General features: G+C 68.6%; 1 protein-coding gene. It reads left to right on the top strand.

What is annotated here, in order from left to right; translation table 11 throughout:
* Positions 1-18: 18 nt before the first annotated feature.
* A partial coding sequence (locus tag B4920_RS28335; RefSeq protein ID WP_139379813.1) for a hypothetical protein occupies positions 19-229 on the top strand: 211 nt, incomplete at its 3' end.

Genomic DNA, 229 nt, shown 5'->3' with positions numbered 1-229 from the left:
GATGCCTGCCGGCAATACATGGCAACCGCCCACCAGGGTGACGGCCAACCGCTGCTCTACGTCAAGGGCGACCTCGAACGCCTGCTGCCGCTCTGCCGCGACCAGCTCGACGCGCGTGGCCAGCCGGTGGCGCTCGATGCGGCGGCAGTCGAAGCCATCGCCGACGCCTATGCCGGACAGGGCATGCGCGTCCTGCTGCTGGCCCGGCGCATTTTTGCCGAAAATTCGG

The organism is Zoogloea sp. LCSB751, from assembly GCF_002028455.1.
In the GTDB taxonomy this organism is placed as follows: Bacteria; Pseudomonadota; Gammaproteobacteria; order Burkholderiales; family Rhodocyclaceae; genus Zoogloea.
The sequence above is the reverse complement of the archived record's forward strand: the minus strand, read 5'-3'. Positions and strand labels throughout refer to the sequence as shown.